The organism is Streptomyces sp. NPDC004065, from assembly GCF_044903565.1.
In the GTDB taxonomy this organism is placed as follows: Bacteria; Actinomycetota; Actinomycetes; order Streptomycetales; family Streptomycetaceae; genus Streptomyces.
Window position 1 is genome coordinate 526,641 of sequence record NZ_JBJDQT010000001.1, and the last position, 20,228, is coordinate 546,868.

Consider the following 20,228-nt stretch of genomic DNA (forward strand, 5'->3'; position numbering starts at 1 on the left):
CCGCAGCCCGACGACGCAGGCGGGCGGACGCCACGGCCAGGCGTCGCAGGCAGCCGGGCGTCGCGGGCGGCCGTCGCAGCCGGGCAGCGCGAGCGGGCGTCGCAGCCAGGCGTCGCGGCTCGGTGCCGCAGCCCGACGACGCAGGCGGGCGGACGCCACGGCCAGGCGTCGCAGGCAGCCGGGCGTCGCGGGCGGCCGTCGCAGCCGGGCAGCGCGAGCGGGCATCGCAGCCAGGCGTCGCGGCTCGGTGCCGCAGCCCGACGACGCAGGCGGGCGGACGTCACAGCCAGGCGTCGCAGGCAGCCGGGCGTCGCGGGCGACCGTCGCAGCCGGGTGGCGCGAGCGGGCATCGCAGCCCGGCGTCGCGGCTCGGTGCCGCAGCCCGACGACGCAGGCGGGCGGACGTCACAGCCAGGCGTCGCAGCGCGACGTCGCAGGCAGCCAGCCGTCACGGCCAGGCGTCGCCGCCCGGCGCCGCAGGCGGGCAAAACCGCGAGCGGGTTGCCGCGTGCCCGCACGCGCACCGGGCGTCGCAAGGCGTCGCGGCTCGGTGCCGCAGCCCGACGACGCAGGCGGGCGGACGTCACGGCCAGGCGTCGCAGCCGGGCGGCGCAGGGCGAGCGGGCGTCACGGCCGCGCGTCTCAGGCGGCCGTCACGGGCAGGCCTCACCGGCGACCGACCCAGCCCGGCGTCGCAGTCGGGCGGTCATCGCGGCTGCGTGGCGCGAGCGGGCGTAGCGGCCGGGTGGCGCGAGCGGGCGTCGCAGCCCGGCGTCGCGGCTCGGTGCCGCAGCCCGACGGCACGGGCGGGCGGGCGTCGCAGGCAGCCGGGCGACGCGGACGGCCGTCGCGGCCGGGCGGCGCAGCCCGACGACGCAGGCAGCCAGCCATCACGGACGGCCATCGCAGCCGGGCGGCGCGAGCGGGTTGCCGCGTTCCCGCACACGCACCGGGCGCCGCAGGCGGGCATCGCCGGCGGGCTGCCGCGTGCCCGCAGGCGCCCCGGCGTCGCAGCCCTGCGCCGCAGGCGGCCGGCACGGGCGGCGCAGCCCGGCGGCGCGGGCGGACGCCGCAGGCGGGCGGCGCGGCCGGGGTCGCGTAGCTCGGGCCCGGGCCGGGGCTCAGGGGCAGAATCAGGGTTTGTCCAGGGTCGCCCCCGCTGCCGTGGCGGCCGGGCGACCGTCACCATGGACCCCATGACGCATCACCAGCACACCGCGCCCGGCCGCGAGCCGGGCCGCGGTCCGGGGCCGGACGCGGGCCCGGCGGCGGCCGCGGAGGGGCCGCAGGGTGCCGGGAGCCCGGCGAGGTTCCGGCGGGACCGGCGCTCCAAGCTGATCGGCGGCGTCTGCTCGGGGCTGGGCAGGCAGTGCGACATGGACCCGGTGATCTTCCGGATCACGCTGGCCGTGCTCGCCGCGACCGGTGGCATCGGCCTCATCTTCTACGGCTTCGCGTGGCTCTTCGTGCCGTACGTGGGCGAGGAGGAGAACGAGGTGCGCAAGCTCCTGACCGGCCGGGTGGACGGGCAGGCGCTGGCGGCCGTGCTGTTCGCGCTGGTCGGCTGCGGGGTGTTCCTGTCCATGCTGAACAACGCCGGGGTGCTCGCCTTCGCCGTCGTCCTGTCCCTGCTGCTGGCGGGCGCGGGGTACTGGTCGCAGCACCGCGGCGCCCACGACCCCGATCCTTCCCCGAGCTCTGGGCCGCGCTCGAGCAGGGGAAGCCCCATCGCCGCCCAGGCGGTCGCCGACGCCCCGCCCGAGGCGCAGGCGCCGCCGGTCCCCGCGGCCTACCCGTCCTGGTGGCGGGACCCGATCGTCAAGGACGGCACGCATGTCGGCGGCACCGGCTATCTGTGGGGTCCGCCGGACGCGCACGACCGGGACGTCGCGGCGGCCGTGGGCATCGGTCCCGGCGACCGCGCGGGCGCCTTCGCCCGCTCCCCGGGCGCCGGGCCGCCCCGTCCGCGCGGCCCGCGCCGGACCGGCGGCTGGATCTTCCTGCTCGCGCTGCTCGCCGGCGGCCTCGGCACCGGCCTGACCTGGGACGGCCACGCGCTCGGCACCAGCTTGCAGACCGGGCTGGCCTGCGCGCTGGCCGTCCTCGGCCTCGGCATCGGGCTGAGCGCCTTCCTGGGGCGCACGGGCGCCGGCTCGGTGCTGCTGGCGCTCGTCACCGCCGCCCTGCTCACCACCTCTGCGGCGCTGCCGAAGGACATCGGCACCCACTGGGTGCACCGGACGTGGAGCCCGGCCGCGGCGGCGGACGTCCGGCACGGCTACGACCTGGGCACCGGGGAGGGCACCTTGGACCTGACCCGCATCCACCTGGGCAAGGGGCAGACGCTGAGCACCCGGGCGCAGGTGGGGGTGGGACGGCTGCGGGTGGTCGTCCCGCCGGACGTGACCGTGCGGGCCTCCGTCGACGTGGGGATCGGCGACATCCGGCTGCCGGGCGACGGCTCGAAGGACGTGGACGTGGCCCCCGGCCGGCACCGGCAGGTCACGCTGCCCCCGGCGTCCGGGGCGGCCCGGGGTGCGGGAACCCTCGACCTCGACCTGGAGGTCGGGCTGGGACAGGCGGAGGTGAGCCGTGCTGCGTCATGAGTTCCAGCCCGGGAGGCTGGTGGCCGGGATCGTGCTGACCGGCGCGGGCGTCCTCTACGCCGGGGACGCGGCCGGGACCTGGCAGATTCCGTGGTTCGCGGCGATCCCGCTGGTCGTGGGCGGCCTGTGCCTCGCGGGCGCGGTGGGACTCCTCGGCCGGGCCGTGCGCAGGCACCGGACGGCGCGGACGGCCCGAACCGGCCCGTCCTCCCCGGCCGGGGCCGGGGAAGCGGGCTGACGGGACGGCCGGTACGCGCTCCGAAGGGGCAGGCGGCAGGCGGCGGGGGGCCGGTGCTACCGGAGGTCCCCGGCCCCCCGCCCGCGCCGGGCCCGCAGCGCGGCGTCGAGGGAGAGGATCGGGGTGCCGGCCAGCACGAGCGGCAGCCACGCCATCAGATAGGCGAGGTCGTTGCCGTAGTAGTACGGGGTGGAGGCCCAGCTGACCGTGAGCCACAGGCTGAGGGAGATCAGCGCGCCGCCGAGCGCGGCCAGCCGGCCCAGCAGGCCGACGAGGACGCCGATGCCGACGGCCAGTTCCCCCAGGGCGATGGCGCAGCCGAAGCCGGCCGGGTTCTTCAGGGCCAGGTCGACCAGGGCGGGGATGGCGGCGGAGTCGCGGACCGCGCGCATCGTGTCGCCGATCGACCCGGAGCCGGCGGCCTTCAGGAAGGCGCTGTCGGTCAGCTTGTCGATGCCGGCGTAGATGAAGGTGACCCCCAGGAAGACGCGCAGGGGAAGAAGGGCGTAGCGGGCGAGGGTGTCCCGCCAGTCGCCGCGCCGGTCGACGTACGAGGTGTGCGTGTCCGTTCGAACGCCGTGCGTCATCACTACCAGCCGCCTCTCACCGCAAAGCCGTTGAGCCCTCAACAGTTCATACGTAGGCGGGGAAGGGCTCGCTCAATCCTGCGGGGGCGATTTTCCGACTTCCGTGCGACTTCGGCGCGCGCGTCCGGGTGGTCACCCCAGTCCGCGATACCCCGTGGGGCCGCGAGTACACGGATACCGGGTGAATCGCGCGCCTGATCCCCCGTACGGCCCACACCCGCCCGTACGGCCCACGTCCACCCGGACCGTCGGGACCGTCGGGACCGTCGGGGCAGCCCGGACCACCGGGACCGACGGGACCGCCAGGGCCGTCCGCCGTCACTCGGTGATGTCGATCGCGTACCGGTTGGTCTCCACGCCCGCCGCCGTCACCAGCTGCACCTCGACCCGGCCCGGCTCGACGTCCGCCGGGACCGGCACGGTGAGCACGGTGTCGGTGGGGTTGCTGAACCCGCCCGCCACCGGGACCAGGGGGACGTGCACGTTGACCGGGCCGATGCGCACCACCATCCGCGCCAGCCGGTCGGCGCCCTGAGCGCCGGGCGGGACGAAGCCCGCGCCGCGGATCTCGATGTCGTCGCCGGTGCGGACGGGCCCGTCCAGGTCGCCGGCCTCGCGGGCGCGGACCACCGAGAGGATCACCGGCCGGCCGCCCTCGGCGTACTTGCCGGCCAGATAGGTGGCCGCCGACACCAGGACCAGCAGGGCGAGCCCCCAGGGCAGGTCGGGCAGCTGATCGGGCCGCCGGGCCAGCCGTACCCCGGCGAACACCAGGGCCACGGCGCTGATCAGGACGTACTGGATGTCGGCGAAGGTGCCGCGCCCGGCGTCGTCGGTCAGCAGGTCGGCGGCGCGCGGCCGGTCCGCCGGCACCTTCTGCAGCCGCTGCCCGAGCACCCGCACCGCGACCACGCGCCGCACCAGCACCGCGACCGCGCACACCACGGCGACCACGCTCACCACCCCGGCGCCCCGGGCCAGATCCAGCCCGGAGAGCAGGGCGTCGCGCTCGGCGTGGCCGGAGGCCGCGGCGAGCCGGCCCGCCAGCACCAGGACCGCGTACACCGTGAACAGCACCCAGCCCGCGGCGACCGCGCGCGAGGTGGACAGCCGGTTGTCCTCGCCGATGACGGGGGCCAGCGCCCCGCCGCGCGCCCGGTGGAACCACGAGGCGGCGGTCAGTCCCGCGCCCACGACCAGCGCCGCGAGCAGCCCCGCCGTGCGCGCCGCGGTCCAGCCGGCGCCGATCGCGGTCAGCGCCTGCACCACCAGCAGCAGCACGACCGCCGTCCACACCGCGCACGCCGTCCGGCGCCACAGCCGCGCGAGCCGGATCCCGCCCTCGGCCCGGCCGCGCTCGGCGACGCGCTCCGCCGACTGCGTGAGCTCCTCCGAGACCCACTGCCGGGAGGCCGGCGCCGAGTGGGCCACCGCCGCGGGCAGCCCCTGGCCGGCCGCGAACTCGTCCCGCTTGCGCAGGAACTCGGCGACGGCCCGCCGGTGCCCGGTACGCGCCCCGTGCGGGCAGTCCCCGCACGTGCAGCCGCCCGCGTGGGCACCCGCGCCCGCGCCGTCTCTCGCTTCCTGCACCGCCACGCCCGATGCCCGCCTTCCCCGGAACCCGCAGCAGATCTGCGGACCACACCCCGCCGCCGAGAGCGCATTGTGCCCTACCCCACCCCGCCCTCGTCCGCCAGGTGTGGTCAGTGCGGGTGAAGCCCCCTTCCCCGGGTTGACCCGGCCGCGAGCATTCCCCTATGGCTCAGCCCCGAGCGGGCCAACTCAGCCTCGCGCGGCCGGCTCGGCCCGGAGCGGGCCAATTCAGCTTCGCGCGGCCGACTCGGCTTCGCCCGGCCGGCTCGGCCCGGAGCGGCCGGTCAGCTCGGCAGGCCGGTCAGCTCAGCAGGTCGGGTTCGCTGCGGCTGATGTCCTGCCACAGCGGCTGGTAGTTGATCCACGCCACCAGGTCGCCGCCGAGCTGCTCCCGGGTCGCCGCGGCCAGCTTGTGGTCGATCAGCACCGGCCGGCCCGCCGCGCGGGCGGTCAGCTGGACCTGGGCGGAGCGGTCCATCGACAGGAACCACCAGGCGGCGGCGTCCACCGAGTCGCCGACCGTCAGCAGGCCGTGGTTGCGCAGCACCAGCGCCTTGCGGGAGCCCAGGGCGGCGGCGATGCGGCGGCCCTCCTCCGCGTCGACGGCGACACCGGTGTAGGAGTCGTACAGGACGTGGTCCTCGTAGAAGGCGCAGCTCTCCTGGGTGATCGGGTCCAGCAGGTCGCCCAGGGCGGCCAGGGCCCGCCCGTGCACCGAGTGGCAGTGGGCGACCGCGACGACGTCCGGGCGGGCGGCGTGCACCTGGGAGTGCACCGTGAACGCGGCCTGGTTGACGTGGTAGCGGCCCTCGATGACCTGCCCGTCCTGGTTGGCGAGGACGAGGTCGCTCACGGTGACGTGCTTGAAGGGCATGCCGAAGGGGTTCACCCAGAAGCAGTCGCTGAACTCGGGGTCGCGGGCGGTGATGTGCCCGGAGACGCCGTCCTCGAGGCCGTGCCGGCCGAAGATCCGCAGCGCGCCCGCGAGCCGTTCCTTGCGGTGCCGGCGTTCGTCCTCGACGGACTCGTGCATCGGCGGCATCGCGAACTGCAGCTTGTCGGTGGGCAGGGGCGGGGGCGGAGTGGGGCCGTGCATGGGGGTCCTCCGGCGCGGAATCGGCGTACGGGCGGAAGTTACCGTCGGTCAGCCCCGGATGACAGCGCAGATTCGTAAAGATGAGGCAGCCACTCGATACCCGACAGAAGGTGTCGGGTATCGGCGGCACACTCGCCGCATGAAGACGAACTGGGCGGCCTTCGCCGCCGCGGAACCCGGACTGGCCGGCACCGTCGAGGAGCGCTTCGGCGCGTTCACCCACCATGTCCTGGCCACCCTGCGCAAGGACGGCTCGCCCCGCACCAGCGGCCTGGAGGTGCGCTTCCTGGACGGCGAGCTGTGGTTCGGCATGATGCCCGACTCGCTGAAGGCGCTCGACCTGCGGCGGGACGCCAGGTTCGCGCTCCAGGCCAACCCGGGTCCGGGCACCTCGATGGGCGGCGGCGACGTACGGATCGCCGGCCGGGCGGTCGAGGTGACGGAGGCGGCGGAGGCGGCGGTGAAGGCCGCGTACGTGAAAGAGGTGGAACCGCCGGAGCCGTTCCACCTCTTCCGCACCGAGCTGACGGAGGTCGTACGGACCTTCGTCGAGGACGACAGGTACCTGGTCACCCAGTTCTGGCGGCCCGGAGAGCCGGTGCGCACCCTCCGGCGGACCTGACCGGCGGGACTACTCCCACTCGATGGTGCCCGGCGGCTTGGAGGTCACGTCGAGGACCACGCGGTTGACGTCCCGCACCTCGTTGGTGATGCGGGTGGAGATCTTCGCCAGCACCTCGTACGGCAGCCGGGACCAGTCGGCGGTCATGGCGTCCTCGGAGGAGACCGGGCGCAGCACGATCGGGTGGCCGTAGGTGCGGCCGTCGCCCTGCACGCCGACGCTGCGCACGTCCGCGAGCAGCACCACCGGGCACTGCCAGATGTCGCGGTCCAGGCCGGCCGCCGTCAGCTCCTCGCGGGCGATGGCGTCGGCCTCGCGCAGCAGGTCCAGGCGCTCCTTGGTGACCTCGCCGACGATGCGGATGCCGAGGCCGGGGCCCGGGAAGGGCTGGCGCTGGACGATCTCCTCGGGCAGGCCGAGCTCCTGGCCGACCATGCGGACCTCGTCCTTGAACAGCTTGCGCAGCGGTTCGATCAGCTTGAACTCGAGGTCCTCGGGCAGACCGCCGACGTTGTGGTGGGACTTGATGTTGGCGGCGCCGGTGCCGCCGCCGGACTCGACCACGTCCGGGTACAGCGTGCCCTGCACCAGGAACTCCACCGCCGGGCCCTGGTCCGCGATGATCTCGGCCTGGGCCTGCTCGAAGACCCGGATGAACTCCCGGCCGATGATCTTCCGCTTCTCCTCGGGGTCGCTCACCCCCTTCAGCGCGGTGAGGAAGCGCTCCTCGGCGTCCACGACCTTCAGCTGGACGCCGGTGGCGGCCACGAAGTCCTTCTCGACCTGCTCGGTCTCGCCCTTGCGCATCAGGCCGTGGTCGACGTACACGCAGGTCAGCTGGGAGCCGATGGCCTTCTGCACCAGGGCGGCGGCGACCGCGGAGTCCACGCCGCCGGACAGGCCGCAGATGGCCCGCCTGTCGCCGACCAGCTCGCGGATGGCGGTGATCTGCTCCTCGATCACATTGCCCGTGGTCCACTCGGGCTTCAGGCCGGCGCCGCGGTACAGGAAGTGCTCCAGCACCTGCTGGCCGTGCGTGGAGTGCATGACCTCGGGGTGGTACTGGACGCCGTACAGCTTCTTGTCGTCGTTCTCGAAGGCCGCGACCGGCACGACGTCGGTGGAGGCGGTGACGGTGAAGCCCTCGGGGGCGGCGGAGCAGGCGTCGCCGTGCGACATCCACACGGACTGCTCGGCGGGGGTGCCCTCGAAGAGGGTGGAGGAGGGCTTGGACACGGTCAGGCCGGTACGGCCGTACTCGCGGGCCCCGGTGTTGTCCACCGTGCCGCCGAGCACCTGCGCCATCAGCTGGAAGCCGTAGCACATGCCGAAGACCGGCACGCCGGCCTCGAAGATCTCGCGGTCCAGGCGGGGCGCGCCTTCCTCGTACACCGAGGAGGGGCCGCCGGAGAGGATGATCGCCGCCGGGTTCCTGGCGAGCATCTCCCGGACCGGCATGGTGCTCGGCACGATCTCGCTGTAGACCCGGGCCTCGCGGACGCGACGGGCGATGAGCTGGGCGTACTGCGCGCCGAAGTCGACGACCAGGACGGTGTCGGGGGCGGCGGCGGCTGGGGACGCTGATGACACGGGGTGCCTTCCGGCGGTGGGGCGGGGTCCTTGTGCTTGCCGATTCTACCGAGACGGCCGCGGGAAGCCGTCCCCGTCCCGGCGGCCGGGCCCCGGGCCCCGGCCGGGCGGCGGGGGCCATGGCATACTGGGGCCATGCTCACGCACGCGACGACCTTCGTCTTTACCTATGGCATCCGGCCCGCCGGCTGCCATGGTCGTGCTGCTTGAGCTACTGACAAGCGACTTCCCAGGCGCCCCGGGCCGACAAGGCCCGGGGCGCCTGGCGTTTGCGGGACCTGTCGTTCCGGGGCACCGGCCCAGCTGTGAGGAGCCCCCGAGATGACTGCCACCACCACCGACAACACCGGCGCGCGCACCGCCGAGGCCGCGGACGCGATCACGGACGCCCGGGAGCGCGTCGACGCGCTCGACGACCGGATCATCGGCCTGGTCCAGGAACGGATGGCCGTCTCCGCCGTGATCCAGGAGGCCCGCATCGCCTCGGGCGGCCGGCGGGTGAACCTGTCCCGGGAGATGGAGATCCTCGGCCGCTACCGGGACGCGCTCGGCCGGCCGGGCACGGCCCTGGCGATGACCCTGCTGGAGCTGTGCCGCGGCAGGGTCTGAGCGGGGCCCCGGCCCGGCGCGCACCCGGCCGTCCCGTTCCCCCTCTCACCCGTACGGCGCGTGACCGCGGCCCGTGCCGCCTCGTTGATCGCGGTGTCCGGGCCGGCCAGGGGCCGGCCCCGACGGCGGCGCGTATGGCTCTCCGGAGCGATGAGGCGCACGGATCGCACCGTGCGCCGTGGGACCTCGCTCCGGGGAAGTGACCGGACGGCAGGGGACAGCAGCCCGGTCACCCGCCGCCGGCCGGTCCCGGGGACGCCTGGGACCGGCCGGCGGGAACAGGGGCGCCGCCGCCTCCGTGCGCCGGCGCAACGCCGCCCTGACGCCGAGGTCGACACCGAAGGCCAAGGGCCCTACGGGACCCGCGCCTGCGCGGCAAAGGGTCCCGCAGGGCCAGACTCCGCATGGCCAAGGGCCCTACGAGACCTGACCCCGAACGGCCAAGGAGCCCACGGGGCTTGGCGCCGCACGGCCAAGGGCCCCGCAGGGCCGGCCTCCGCACGGCGAGGAACCTCACGGGACCTGGCCCCGAACGGCCAAGGAGCCACGGGACTTGCCGCCGCATGGCCAAGACCCCGCCGGACCTGACTCCGCGGGGCCCCTCACCGCCGGGTGCGACTGGCCGTCGGTCGCGGTCGGCTGTCACCTGCGGTCGGCAGGCCGTCAGGTGCGGTCGGCAGGCCATCAAGTGCGGTCGGCAGGCCGCCAGGTGCGGCCAACAGGCCATCAAGTGCGGTCGGCAGGCCTCGGGTGCGGTCGGCAGGCCGTCAGGTGCGGGTGACCGTGCCGCAGGTTTCCGGGCGGGCGGGGTCCAGGTCCCGGCTGCGGTCGTACGGGTCGGCGGTGGGGCCGGTGGCCGGGGCGCCCGTGGCCCCGGCGCCCGAGCCGAACCGGGGGTGCAGGAAGCCGTCGTAGACCTCGCAGGCCGAGTTGCCGGCGGACTCGAGGTTGCGCAGCAGCGTCAGGCGCCCGGGAGTGGTCCGGTAGTGCGCCGGGTTCGGCAGCTGGAGGTCGAGGACGCGGCGCACGATGGTGCGGGCCACCTCGTCGCCGCCGGGGCGGACCAGCGGATAGACGAAGGTGTAGTCGGCGTGCACGGTCACGGACTCGTGCGCGCTCTCCCGGAAGGTCATGCGGCCGCGGAGCTTGACGACGTCACCGGCCGGCCGGACCTCCCTCGGGTCGAAGCGGGAGAACAGCGTCAGCGGGTCGTTCTCCCGGCTCGGGTCGCGCAGCGCCGCCTCGAGACGGGCCCGCACCTTCGGCTGGCGCGGATCGAGCACGGCGAGCGCGGCCGTGGGGTGCTCGCCGCGCAGGGTGGCGGGGTCGAGATTGGCCGCGACGAGCAGTTTCTTGGTCTGCGCCAGCGCCCCGGCCACCTGCCGCGCGGAGAAGGCGCCCGTCGCCCGGCCCTCGGGCACGACGATGCCGTCGGCCCCGTCGGCCCAGCGCTCCGCCGGGGAACCGGCGAACGGGTGGGCGAGGGTGGCCACGCCGGGCGCGGCGGAGGGCGGGCCGGTGGGCCGCGCGGTCTCCGCGGGCAGGGGCGGCGCCGAGTCCGCGGCGGCCGGGCCGCCCGCGCCGAAGGGGTCGCCCGGTATCAGCGACGGCCGGATCACCACGACGGCGACGGCCACCGCCAGCGGCACCCCGATCAGGCCCCAGAGGCGGCGCCGGCGCGTCGCGGCGGCCTGGGCCCCGGCGGGTGCGGTGCGCCAGCCCTCGGGCCGCCAGGCACCGTGCACGGCCGCCCGGTCGTCGCCCGAGCGCCGCCACCACCGCCGTCTGCCGCCGGACCTGCTCGCGTGCTCCTCGTCCAGTTGCCGCAGACGCTCCGTCACCATGCGGGCGCGGGCGGAGGGTTCCTTGGGGGCCGAGGCGCGGATCTCCTGTTCGCTGTCGCGCAGGAACCGCTCCCAGACGTCGTCGGGCACTTCGGGGGACTTGTCAGGCACGCTGCACAGTTGTACGGGGCAGGGAACTGCACCGGCAAAAGATCTCTCAATATGTGACACAGAGCACATGAGAAAGCTGTGAAAGGGAGCACAACCATTCACAGCCCTCCTTGGTCACATCTGCAGAACCAAGGCCCATGCCCGCGCCCCACACGCGGAGGCCTCCCCCCGACCTTCGCGCCGCCCTGGGGCAGCGCACAAAATTCCCGAGGTCTTCAATGAAGCTTCGCCGCGCCATGGTCACCGCGGCCACGACGGCAGTCATCGCTCCGCTCGCACTCCTGTCGGCTCCGGTCGCGTTCGCCGAGGACGGCGCCACCACGCCGACCGTGACGGCGTCCGAGTCGACGCCCGCGACGTCCACATCGTCGAGCAGCGCACCCGAGTCGACTCCGGCCACCACCCCGGAGACCACCCCGTCCGGCGGGACGACCGCCGAGGCCACGCCGTCCGCGACCGCCTCGGCCTCCACCCCGGCCCCCAAGCCGACGCCCACCAAGTCCGCCGAGCCCACCGAGGAGCCGACCGAACCCTCCGGCATCTGCGAGGAGAACGAGGGCTACCAGTCCAAGCTGGACGCCCGTCTCGTCGGGCTGCCCGGCAAGATAGCGGTCGGCAGCGGCTGGCACCCCTTCACGCTCTCCGTCAGCAACCCGACGAAGACCGACGTCAAGGACGTCGTCTTCTACGCCGGTGTCGGCCCGAACGACCCCAGCGCCGAGAACGCCTTCAGCACCGGCCAGGTCCAGCTCCAGGTCAAGCACGACGGTGTCTGGGAGAACGTCACGGACGGCGAGGGCCACTCCGTGGGTTACCTCGACCTGTCGGACATCGGCGGCGGCAGGACGGTCGACTACCAGCTGCGTCTGAACGTCAAGGCCAACGCCCCGGTCGGCGCCGGTCTGACCATCGGCGGCGGCCTCTACTTCGACGAGCAGGAGAACTGCATCGGCTCGGACGAGGCGCACTACATCCTGCAGATCGTCAAGGCCGGCACGGACACCACCGGCACCGAGCCGCAGGAAGGCGGCAAGGTCCCGCTCCCGTCCGAGAAGCCGAACTCCACCAACACCCACGACGTCACCGGCAGCCTCGCCGAGACCGGCTCCAGCTCCGTGCTGCCCATGATCGCGCTGGTCGGCGGCGCCGCGGTGGTCGCCGGTGCGGGCACCGTGTTCGCGGTGCGCCGCCGCAAGGCCGGCGCCAACGCGTAAGCGGCACGCCGAGAGCAGGAGAAGGACCTGTGCCAGGAGGGGGGCACAGGTCCTTCTCTCATGTCCGGGTGCTGCTGCCGGGCTCGGGCTGACCCGGGGTGAGGGCGGTCCCGGGGTGAGGGCGGTCCCGGGGTGAGGGCGGTCCCGGGGTGAGGGCGGTCCCGGGGTGAGGGCTACTTCTTCGGCGGGTGCGGGCTACTTCTTCGGCGGCACCGCCGGCATCCCGAGGAACGGCAGCCGCAGCGCGCCGAAGGCGCCCTCGGGCACGGCCGGGTGGCGCGGCTCGACCGGCTTCAGCCGCTCGTAGGCCGCCCCCTGCGCCGGACGCGGGTCCGCCTCGCCCTTGTTGGGCCAGTACGACATCGCCCGCTCGGCCTGCGCGGTGATGGTCAGCGACGGGTTGACGCCCAGGTTGGCCGAGACCGCCGCCCCGTCGACCACCGAGATGCCGGGGTGGCCGTAGAGGCGGTGGTAGGGGTCGATCACGCCGGTCTCGGGCGAGTCGCCGATCGGGCAGCCGCCGAGGAAGTGCGCGGTCAGCGGAGTGCCCATCAGCTCGCCGACGTTGGAGCCGGCGAAGCCGTTGATCTCGGCGGCGAGCGCGGAGGCGCTCTCGGTGGCCGCCTTGATCTGCTTGGGGTTGGGCGAGCCGTGGCCCTGGCGGGCGGTGAGCAGGCCCTTGCCGACGCCGTCCGGCTTCAGGTACGTGGTCAGGGAGTTGTCCAGGGACTGCATCACCAGGCCGATGATGGTCCGCTCCGACCAGCGGCGGTTGGACAGGGAGCGCAGCACCAGCAGCGGGTGGCGCACGGCGTTGCCCAGCCAGGCCGCGACCCGGGAGGAGCCCTCCGCGTAGGGGACCTGGAGGATCGACAGGCTGCCCATGGAGTTGGAGCCCTTGCCGTAGCGGACCGGCTCGATGTGGGTGTTCTCGTCCGGGTGGATGGAGGAGGTGATGGCGACCCCGCGGGTGAAGTCGGCCCTCGGCTCGCCGGTCGCCTTCCGGTAGCGCCGGTCGTCGGTCTGCGCGCCCACCAGCGCCTCGGAGTTGGTGCGGGTCAGCTCGCCCAGCCGGGGCGAGAGGTGGGGCAGCTGCCGGCCCGCCCTCATGCGGTGCAGCAGCGTCTGGGTGCCGTAGGTTCCGGCCGCCAGCACCACCCGGCGGGCCGTGAACAGGCGGCCCCTGCCCTTCTTCCTGTCGTCCGTCGGCAGCGTGGCGATGGCGTAGCCGCCCCGGGAGTCGTCGGTGACCGAGACGACCGTCGTCATCGGGTGGACCACCGCGCCGGCCTTCTCGGCCAGGTAGAGGTAGTTCTCGTTGAGCGTGTTCTTCGCCCCGTGGCGGCAGCCGGTCATGCACTCCCCGCACTCCGTGCACGCCCTGCGCTCGGGCCCCGCACCGCCGAAGTACGGGTCGGGGACCCGCTGGCCGGGCTCGGCCCGGGCCGTGCCGTCGCCGTCCTCGCCGTCGCCGAAGAACACCCCGACCGGCGCCATGTGGAAGGTGTCGCCCACGCCCATCCGCTCGGCCGCCGCCTTCAGATGCACGTCGGAGGGGGTCGTCGTCGGGTTGAGCCGGACCCCGAGCATCCGTCTGGCCTGGTCGTAGTAGGGGCTCAACTCCTCCTGCCAGTCGGTGATGTCACGCCACTGCGGGTCCTCGAAGAAGGCCTTCGGCGGTACGTAGAGGGTGTTGGCGTAGTTGAGGGAGCCGCCGCCGACGCCCGCGCCGGCCAGCACCATCACATTGCCCAGCAGGTGGATGCGCTGGATGCCGTACATGCCGAGCTTCGGGGCCCACAGGTAGTTCTTCAGGTCCCAGGAGTTCTTCGGCAGGGTCTCGCGGGTGAAGCGGCGGCCCGCCTCGAGCACGCCGACCCGGTAGCCCTTCTCGGACAGGCGGAGCGCGGAGACGGACCCGCCGAACCCCGACCCCACGACGACGACGTCGTAGTCGTACCCGTCCTCGTCGTACCCCTCGTCGTACCCGTCCTGGTCCCGGGTCTGGACGGACTTCTCCTGCGACACGTGCTCTCCTCGTTGAGAACCGGCGTGGGGAACCGGCGGCCTAGCGGAAACGGAACGTCTTCATCAGCCTCAGGCTGCGGCTCATGAACGCCGCGTACCTCTCGTCGTCCATGCCGAGCGAGGGCGCCATGGGCAGCAGCCGCTGCTGGGCGACGGTCTGCGCCTCGGTGTACTTGAGGATGCCCTCGGAGCCGTGCCGGCGGCCGAGTCCGGAGTCCTTCATGCCGCCCATCGGGGACTGGACGCTGCCGTAGGCGGGGGCGTAGCCCTCGTTGATGTTCACGGTGCCGGTGCGCAGCCGGGCGGCGATCTCGCGACCCCGGCGGGCGTCCCTGGTCCACACCGACGCGTTCAGGCCGTACGGCGTGGAGTTGGCGCGCTCGACCGCCTCGTCGTCGCTGCCGAAGCGGTAGACCGAGACGACGGGGCCGAAGGTCTCCTCCGTGCACACCGACATCGGCGCCTCGACGCCGTCGAGGATGGTCGGCTCGAAGAAGTACGGGCCGACGTCCGGGCGGGCGACGCCCCCGGCGAGCACCTTGGCGCCCTTGGCGACGGCCTCCTCCACGTGCCGGGTGACGGTCTGCAGCTGGCGCTCGCCGACCAGCGAGCCCATGTCGGCGCCGTAGGCGAGGGAAGTGCCCAGCCGCATCGCCCTGGTCCGGGCGGCGAAGCGCTCCAGGAAGGCGTCCGCGATCCTTTCGTGGACGTACAGCCGCTCGATGGAGATGCACAGCTGGCCGGCGGAGGAGAAGCAGGCGCGGACCGCCCCGGCCGCCGCCTTGTCCACGTCGGCGTCGTCGAGCACCAGCATGGCGTTCTTGCCGCCGAGTTCGAGGGAGACGCCGACGAGGCGGGCCGCGGCGCCCTGGGCGACCTCGCGGCCGGTGCGGGTGGAGCCGGTGAAGGAGACGTAGTCGGCGTGCCGGACGACCTCCGGGCCGACGACCGGGCCGTCGCCGATGACGACCTGGAACACCTCGGCGGGCAGCCCGGCCTCGATCAGCAGGTCCCTCGCCCACAGGGCGGTCAGGCAGGTCTCGGTGTCGGGCTTCATCACCACCGCGTTGCCCGCGACGAAGGCGGGCAGCGCGTCGCCGACGGACAGCTCCAGCGGGTAGTTCCAGGGGGCGATCTGGCCGACGACGCCGCGCGGGTGGCGCAGTTCGGTGACGCGGGTGAGGGTGGGCATGGCGCCGGCGTGCCGCTTGGGCCGCAGATAGGCGGGTGCCCTGCGGCCGTAGTGCCGGGCGGCCACGGCGACCGCCTGCACCTCCTCGTGCGCGTGCAGCCGGGCCTTGCCGGTCTCCAGCTGGATCAGGTCGAGGACCTCGGCCTGCCGCTCCAGCACCAGGTCGTGGAAGCGCAGCAGGACGGCGGCGCGCTGCCGTACCGGGGTGTTCGCCCACACCGCCTGGGCGGCGCGGGCGCGTTCGAAGGCGGTGGCCACGTCCTCGGGGGTGGACTCGGGCAGGTCGGCGAGCTTCTCACCGGTGAACGGCGTGTGGTTGGCGGTCCGGCCGGAGCCGACGACGCCCTTGGTGAGCTGGGCGACCAGTTGCGGGGTCACCACGTCGGCGGCGGTGCGGGCGCCCGCGGGGGCGGGTGCCAGGGGATTCGTGCCGGTCTGTGCCGGGGCCTGCGCGTCCGTCATGAGGCGCAGGGTATGCCGCGGCGGGGTCTTTGTGTACCCGTCGGTAATGGGATTCACCGACTGCACACACGGCGCCAGTGATCACTGGCAACGAATGCCCTGATCAGCGCGTTGTGGGCGCGGATGGCCCGGTGCGGGCCCGGCGCCGGCCCGGTGCCGGGCGCTACATCTTGTCCACCTTCAGGTTCTCGATGGCCGTACGGGCCACTTCGCGGCCGCGTGCGGTGAAGTCGCCCTTGCCCGGGTAGCCGACGGTGAGCTTGTACAGGTCGCCGCCGGAGGTCTTGTAGTAGAAGATCCGCAGTTCGCGCGGCAGCGGGTTGCGGCTGTCGTCGGTGGTGTACGCGATCGTGTTCTCGGCGGCCTGTTCGCCGTGGAACGTGGCGTCGCGGGGCTCGGTGCGCGGGCCGGCCGGCATGCCGAGGCCGTAGTCGCCGGACTGCTTGAAGTCGCCGTTGTCCTTGTACATCTGGGCGGCGGCGGTGTCCTGGATGGCGTGGCCGTGTCCTCGGCCTTCCGGGTCAGGCTCAGGCCCACCGAGATGCTGCCGCTCAGGTCGCTGTAGGAGACCCAGTGGCTCTTGTCCGTCCGCCGGTCGGGGTAGGTGGCGCGGTAGCCGTCGGGCACCGCGAGCGTGGCGGCCACGTCCTTCTCGTGGTGGGTCGACCAGTGGTCCGGCAGCGGCCCCGCGAACGGGTCGGCGACCAGGACGTACGCCGTCACCGCCGCGGCCGCCAGGCCCGCGCCGAGGCCGGTCCAGGTGCGGCGCCCGGGCCGGAAGGCCCGTCCGTCCCCCGCGGTCCGGTGGATCACCTGCGTGGGCGCCGGGGCGGGCGGCGCGGCGGCGGCCTGGAGGAGGGCGCGGACCCGGGCGGCGTCCGGGCGGTGCGCCGGGTCCTTGTGCAGCAGGCCGGTGACGGCCTCGGCGAGCGGGCCGGCCGCGGCCGCCGGCGGGGCGGGGGTGGCGTTGAGGACCGACTGGATGGTGGCCGGGGTGTTGCTGCGGCGGAACGGCGAGACGCCCTCCGTGGCCGCGTACAGCACCACGCCGAGGGACCACAGATCGCTCGCCGGGCCCGGCCGCCGGCCCAGCACCCGCTCCGGCGCGATGTACTCCGGCGAGCCGACGAAGCCGCCGGTGTCGGTCAGGCTGGTCTCGCCCTCGATCTGCGCGATGCCGAAATCGGTGAGGACGGTCCGGCCGTACCGGCCGAGCAGGATGTTGTCCGGCTTGACGTCCCGGTGCAGGATGCCCGCCGCGTGCGCGGCCTCGAGCGCGCCCAGCACCTCCAGACCGATCCGGGCCGCCTCCCGCACGTCGAGGGTGCCCTCCTGCAGGGCGCTGCCCAGCGAACGGCCCTGGACCAGTTCCATGACGATCCACGGCTGTCCGTCGACGACGGCGACGTCGTGCACGTTGACGACCGCGGGGTGGTCGAGCCGGGCCGCGGCGCGGGCCTCGCGGCGCATCCGCTCGAAGGCGTTGGCGCGTTCCCGCTCGGGAAGGTGGTCGGGGACGCGCGGCTCCTTGACGGCGACCTCGCGGTCCACGGTCTCGTCATGGGCCCGCCAGACGGTGCCCATGCCGCCGTGCCCCAGCTTGGCCAGCAGGCGGTAGCGCCCGGCGATCAGCCGCCCGGCGCCCGGGTCCTGCGACGGTGCGCCCGCGGTCGCGCCCCGCGGGTCCGCGCCTTGCGGGTGCGCGCCTTGCGGGTCCGCGCCCTGCGGGTGGCCCTGCGCCGCCTGGCCGCCCGACGGGTGTGCGCCCTGCGGGTGGCCCTGCGCCGCCTGGCCGCCCGACGGGTGTGCGCCCTGCGGATGTCCGCCCTCGGGGGCGGGCTGTCGCGGACCGTCCCCGGGGCCCGGCGCCGGTGTGGCGTACGGGTTCTGCGGATGGGGCACCCGCGCCTGCGGGTCGGGCGGTCGCAGAGCGAAACTCGTCGGCTCGTCGGACCCTGGGCGGGCTCCCCCGTTGCTGCTCATACGTCCATCCATATCGCGACCGGCACCCCCGTCTCCACCGCGTGGGGCCCGTGGTCACAGACCCGTGACCTACGGGGAACGGACCTGTGCGGGCCCGGGCCGGACCGGACGCCCCCTGCCAGGACGACCTGCCGGGACCACCCGCCGGGGCTACTTGGCGGGGCCACCCGCCGGGACCGCCCGCCAGGGCTACTTCGCGGGACCACCCGCCGGGGCCACCCGCCAGGGCTACTTCGCGGGACCACCCGCCGGGGCCACCCGCCAGGGCTACTTCGCGGGACCACCCGCCGGGACCGCCCGCCAGGGCTACTTCGCGGGACCACCCGCCGGGACCGCCCGCCAGGGCTACTTCGCGGGACCACCCGCCGGGACCGCCCACCAGGGCTACTTCGCGGGACCACCCGCCGGGACCGCCCGCCAGGGCTACTTCGCGGGACCACCCGCCGGGACCGCCCACCAGGGCTACTTCGCGGGACCACCCGCCGGGACCGCCCACCAGGGCTACTTCGCGGGACCACCCGCCGGGGCCACCCGCCAGGGCTACTTCGCGGGGCCACCCGCCGGGGCAGCACCGCACCGCGCCCACGCTCAGTGCGGGGCGAAGGTGTCCACCGCCACGTCGAAGTACTCCTTCGCCTCCCGCACCTTGCCGACCGGCGCCGACACCCACACGTCGTACATCCGCCCGTCCTGCTCCCAGCACAGGTCGTAGGTGTGGCGCGGGCCCTCCAGGGCGCTGAAGCCGTTCCAGGAGAACTCCCACAGCGCGGCGGGATGCCCGCGGTGGGAGGTGCCGGTGACCCGGCCGTCGTGGTAGCCCGGGTTGGTGTCCGGGCCGGCGGCGTCCGCACGGCGCATCACCGCCAGCGGGCCCCCCGTGCCCGGACGGGTGACCTTGATGCCGAGCCGGAAGGTCTCCCCGGGTGACAGGTAGAAGATCCGCTCGCCCTGCCGGTCGCGGGTGAACTCGTCCGGTACGGCGACCGAGAAGCCGGCCGGGTCCCGCACCACGTGGTAACCCGACGGCGCGCCCGCGCCGTTGGCCGCCGAGGCGCCGGAGCCGGTGGTGGCGGTGGCGGGACGGCCGGTCGTGGCCGTGGACGACGGCGAGGCCGTCGACGCGTGCGGCGGAGACGGCCGGGACGCCGTGCCCGTGGTGGCGCTCACGGCCGAGTGCGGGGCCGGGGTCGTCGGCCCCCCGTCCGCGTCGCCGCCCGACCGCATCAGCAGGGCCGCCGCGGACACGCCCGCCCCGGCCATCGCGGCCACCAGCAGCGCCGCCACCAGCACCCCTCGCGTGGAGTGCCGCTCGGGCGCCGCGCCCTCGCCCGCGACCGTCGCCGGGCCCGCGCCGGCACCCGTCCCCGGCCCCGCACCGGCACCGGCACCGGCACCGGCATCTGTCCCCGATACGGCGGCCCCGGACGGCGTGCCGGCCGGCACCGGCGGGGTCGCCGGCGCCGCCGTGCGCGGCGTGTCACGCCGGGTCGCGCTGTAGCGGGCGGACGGCTTCGGCGGGCGGCCCGTCTCCAGGAAGGCCCGCAGCATCCCCTCCGCCTCGGCCGCCGTCAGCCGCCGCTCCGGATCGCGTTCCAGCAGGCCCCGGACGACGGGAAGGATCGGGGCGGCCTGTGCGGGCGGCCGGATCTCGTCGAAGACGACCGCGTGCAGGATGCCGCCCAGCGAGTCGCGCCGGAACGGCGACTCGCCGCTGAGCGCGGTGCACAGCAGCGCGCCGAGCGACCACAGGTCCGACTCCGGACCGGTCCTGGCCCCGGACATCCGCTCGGGCGCGGTGTACTCGGGCGATCCGACGAAGGAGCCGGTCTCGGTGAGCGTGGTCGCGCCCGCCACCTGGGCGATGCCGAAGTCGGTCAGAACCACCCGGTCGGTGCCGGACTCCATCAGGACGTTCGCGGGCTTGATGTCGCGGTGCAGGACCCCCGCCGCGTGCGCCGTACGCAGCGCGCTCAGCAGGGCGACACCGATCCGGGCGGCCTCGGCCGCGTCCACCGGCCCGCGCCCGGCGATCCGGTCGGCCAGCGAGCCGCCGTCGATCAACTCCATGACGATGAAGGGGCGTTCGTTCTCCTCCACGATGTCATGGACGACGATGACGTGCGGATGCCTCAGCTGGGCGACCGCGCGGGCCTCGCGCAGTGTGCGCTCGCGCTGGAGCCTGGCCTCCTCGGCGGACAGCGTCTCGTCGAACGGCAGTTCCTTGACCGCCACCTTTCGCGCGAGCAACTGGTCGGTCGCCCGCCACACGACTCCCATGCCCCCGCGCCCGAGCCGCGCCTCCAGGCGGTAACGGCCCGCGATGACACGGCAGTCGTCCCCCTCGGTCCCCATGCGCCCCATCATGCCGCATCGAACCTCCCCTTCCGGGGCGCCGACCGGCCAAGCACGCGCACGGGGGACTCCCCGTCCGGCGGGGTGCTCGCCGTCGCGCC

13 protein-coding genes and 1 pseudogene are annotated in these 20,228 nt (G+C 74.7%); 5 read left to right on the forward strand and 9 right to left on the reverse strand.

Going from position 1 to position 20,228, the window contains the following annotated elements; genetic code table 11:
• Positions 1-1,196 precede the first annotated feature (1,196 nt).
• The gene (locus ACI2LW_RS02340; protein ID WP_404729230.1) at positions 1,197-2,606 is read left to right on the forward strand and encodes a PspC domain-containing protein; all 1,410 of its coding nucleotides are present in this window, start codon (positions 1,197-1,199) and stop codon (positions 2,604-2,606) included.
• Positions 2,593-2,844 carry a hypothetical protein gene (locus ACI2LW_RS02345; RefSeq protein WP_404729231.1) on the forward strand — a complete coding sequence of 84 codons (252 nt, stop codon included), beginning with the start codon at positions 2,593-2,595 and terminating at the stop codon, positions 2,842-2,844. Before ACI2LW_RS02340 ends, ACI2LW_RS02345 begins: the two co-directional genes overlap by 14 nt.
• 56 nt (positions 2,845-2,900) lie before the next feature.
• Here the strand turns inward: ACI2LW_RS02345 and ACI2LW_RS02350 are convergent, their stop codons facing one another.
• The 3 genes from ACI2LW_RS02350 to ACI2LW_RS02360 all read right to left on the reverse strand — a co-directional run bounded on the left by ACI2LW_RS02350 (position 2,901) and on the right by ACI2LW_RS02360 (position 6,120).
• The gene (locus ACI2LW_RS02350) at positions 2,901-3,431 is read right to left on the reverse strand and encodes a DoxX family protein (protein WP_404729232.1); all 531 of its coding nucleotides are present in this window, start codon (positions 3,429-3,431) and stop codon (positions 2,901-2,903) included.
• Positions 3,432-3,749: 318 nt separating this feature from the next.
• Positions 3,750-5,027, reverse strand: a complete 1,278-nt coding sequence (locus ACI2LW_RS02355) for a hypothetical protein (RefSeq protein WP_404729233.1) — start codon at positions 5,025-5,027, stop codon at positions 3,750-3,752.
• A 298-nt stretch (positions 5,028-5,325) separates the two neighbouring features.
• Complete coding sequence (locus tag ACI2LW_RS02360) at positions 5,326-6,120, reverse strand: class II aldolase/adducin family protein (protein ID WP_404729234.1); 795 nt, start codon at positions 6,118-6,120, stop codon at positions 5,326-5,328.
• Between the two features lie 139 nt (positions 6,121-6,259).
• Here ACI2LW_RS02360 and ACI2LW_RS02365 point away from each other — a divergent pair, with 139 nt between their 5' ends.
• Positions 6,260-6,742 (forward strand): pyridoxamine 5'-phosphate oxidase family protein, encoded by a 483-nt coding sequence (locus ACI2LW_RS02365; protein ID WP_404729235.1) that lies wholly within the window; start codon positions 6,260-6,262, stop codon positions 6,740-6,742.
• A 9-nt stretch (positions 6,743-6,751) separates the two neighbouring features.
• On the opposite strand, the gene guaA is transcribed toward ACI2LW_RS02365, so the two are convergent.
• Entirely contained in the window at positions 6,752-8,332 is a 1,581-nt protein-coding gene (gene guaA / locus ACI2LW_RS02370; RefSeq protein ID WP_404729236.1) for a glutamine-hydrolyzing GMP synthase, read from the reverse strand.
• A 321-nt stretch (positions 8,333-8,653) separates the two neighbouring features.
• Between guaA and ACI2LW_RS02375 the strand changes: the two genes are divergently transcribed.
• Positions 8,654-8,941, forward strand: coding sequence for a chorismate mutase (locus ACI2LW_RS02375; protein WP_404729237.1), 288 nt, complete (start codon positions 8,654-8,656; stop codon positions 8,939-8,941).
• Between the two features lie 767 nt (positions 8,942-9,708).
• On the opposite strand, the gene ACI2LW_RS02380 is transcribed toward ACI2LW_RS02375, so the two are convergent.
• On the reverse strand, positions 9,709-10,896 hold the full coding sequence (locus ACI2LW_RS02380; protein ID WP_404729238.1) for a hypothetical protein: 1,188 nt from the start codon (positions 10,894-10,896) through the stop codon (positions 9,709-9,711).
• Positions 10,897-11,114: 218 nt separating this feature from the next.
• Here ACI2LW_RS02380 and ACI2LW_RS02385 point away from each other — a divergent pair, with 218 nt between their 5' ends.
• Positions 11,115-12,110, forward strand: coding sequence for an LAETG motif-containing sortase-dependent surface protein (locus ACI2LW_RS02385; RefSeq protein WP_404729239.1), 996 nt, complete (start codon positions 11,115-11,117; stop codon positions 12,108-12,110).
• Between the two features lie 195 nt (positions 12,111-12,305).
• Here the strand turns inward: ACI2LW_RS02385 and ACI2LW_RS02390 are convergent, their stop codons facing one another.
• From ACI2LW_RS02390 to ACI2LW_RS02405, 4 genes and pseudogenes are all read right to left on the reverse strand, one after another.
• On the reverse strand, positions 12,306-14,138 hold the full coding sequence (locus tag ACI2LW_RS02390) for a GMC oxidoreductase (RefSeq protein ID WP_404729240.1): 1,833 nt from the start codon (positions 14,136-14,138) through the stop codon (positions 12,306-12,308).
• 40 nt (positions 14,139-14,178) lie between these two features.
• A complete protein-coding gene (locus ACI2LW_RS02395) occupies positions 14,179-15,792 on the reverse strand; it encodes a succinic semialdehyde dehydrogenase (RefSeq protein ID WP_404729241.1) in 1,614 nt (537 codons plus the stop codon).
• A 163-nt stretch (positions 15,793-15,955) separates the two neighbouring features.
• Positions 15,956-17,775, reverse strand: a pseudogene (locus ACI2LW_RS02400) (protein kinase).
• Positions 17,776-18,363: 588 nt separating this feature from the next.
• Positions 18,364-20,127, reverse strand: a complete 1,764-nt coding sequence (locus ACI2LW_RS02405; protein WP_404729242.1) for a serine/threonine-protein kinase — start codon at positions 20,125-20,127, stop codon at positions 18,364-18,366.
• Positions 20,128-20,228 lie beyond the last annotated feature (101 nt).